The sequence below is a fragment of the Stenotrophomonas sp. S49 genome (genome assembly GCF_016624905.1).
GTDB lineage: Bacteria > Pseudomonadota > Gammaproteobacteria > Xanthomonadales > Xanthomonadaceae > Stenotrophomonas.
Genome location: NZ_JACVUD010000170.1, coordinates 1 through 1702 on the forward strand (window position 1 = coordinate 1; position 1702 = coordinate 1702).

The following is a 1702-nucleotide window of genomic DNA, read 5'->3' on the forward strand; positions in this document are numbered from 1 at the left end:
GTGATGCTGGAGGTGCTGGCCTGGATCTGGCCGACGATCTGGGTCAGCTGGCTGACCGTGCTGTTGGCATCGTCGCGCATGCGGGCGAATACACCCTGGTAGTCGCCGTGCATACGGGTGGTCAGGTCGCCTTCGGCGATGGCCGACAGCAGCTGCGAGAGCTTGCCCAGGTTGTCATCGCTGACCGCCATCATGGCGTTGAGGTTTTCCAGCATCACGCGGAAATCGTGATTGAAGCGCTGGGCATCGCCACGCTGGCTGAAATCACCGGCGGCGGCGGCGGCGGCCAACTGCTTGATTTCGGCGTTGATGCGGCCCAGGTTGGCCTTGACCGTATCGACGGTGGTGGTCATGGCGGCCTTTTCGCCAGGGTAGCGCGCCACGTCGCGGCTGAGGTCGCCCACGGCGTACTGCTGCACCACGTCCAGCACATCGTGCAGGGTCTGCACGTGGCTGCCGACCAGGGTGTTGGTTTCCTGCACCATCAGGCCGTATTCGCCGGGGAAGGCGGCGGCGTCGATGCGGTAGCTGAGTTCACCGGCATCGTGGCGGCGGGCCATTTCGCGCTGGGCGGTGATGACCGCGTGCAACTGCTGCTGCATGCGCGACATCGATTCGAGCAGGCGGCCCGGTTCGTCGTGCGGCTGCGGGCCGATATGGCTGTCCAGCTTGCCGCGCGCAATGCCTTCGGCCACCGCGGTGGCCTGCTTCAGCGGTACGGCGATGCGGTTGCCGATGATCCAGCTCAGGCCCAGCACGATCAGCACCATCAGGCCACCGGACAGCGCCATGATGCCGGTGAAGGCCCAGGCGTCGCTCTGCACGTCGTCCATGTAGACGCCGGTGGTCACCACCCACTTCCAGGGTTCGTACATGCCGGCGTAGGTGATCTTGTCGATCAGGCCTTCCTTGCCGGGCTTGGTGGTCTGGTAGTAGGTGTAGCCGCCGCCGAGGCGGGCCATGCCGACCTGCAGGTAGTAGATTGGCACGCCGTCATCGGAGGTGTAATCCTTCTGCACGGTGCCTACGCGCTTGGGCGCGAACGGGTGCATCAGCACGCGGTACTGGGTGTCCAGCACGTTGTAGTAGTCGGCATCGTTGTTGGCGCGCATGACTTCCAGCGCCTGCAGCGCGGCGGCCTTGGCGGCCTCTTCGGTCAGTTCGCCGGTGCCGGCCAGGCGCTTGTAGTGGTCCAGTACGCCGTAGGTCAGTTCGACCTGAGTGCGCAGGGCGTCCTTGCGCGTTTCGGTCAGGTCCAGGTACTGCATGCGGGCGGCGATCACCGACAGCGCGATCACGCCGATCGCGATCATCAGCGTGAGCAGGTTGAGCTTGCGCCGGACGGAAAGGTTGCTGAAGTAGTGTTGCCAGCGATGCAGGAGGTTCATGAAGCAGGACCAGGTCGAGACGGGCGGGCGGCGCCAGTACCGGTGACGGCGCGGCCGGCCGTGACAGAACGGTTATCGGCCGGGGGCGGGGAGATTTGAGGGTGGCGCTATGAGCGCATTCAGGTTCCCTTGCAGCGGCGGCTGCTTCGCTGCCTGCGGCAGGCGTTTGAAGCAACAGCAGAAGCAACAGCAGAAGCAACAGCAGAAGCAACAGCAACAGCAACAGCAATGGCGGTTGGTCGGCTGTGCTGTTGCTTGGAGGGAGGCGGGGGGGGGGGGGGGGGGGGGGGGGGGGGGGGGGGGGGGGGGGGGGG

1 protein-coding gene is annotated in these 1702 nt (G+C 65.8%); it reads right to left on the reverse strand.

What is annotated here, in order from left to right; genetic code table 11:
- Positions 1–1388 (reverse strand): cache domain-containing protein (locus IAE58_RS19840; protein WP_199934795.1); only part of this gene is annotated, 1388 nt, incomplete at its 3' end.
- Positions 1389–1702 lie beyond the last annotated feature (314 nt).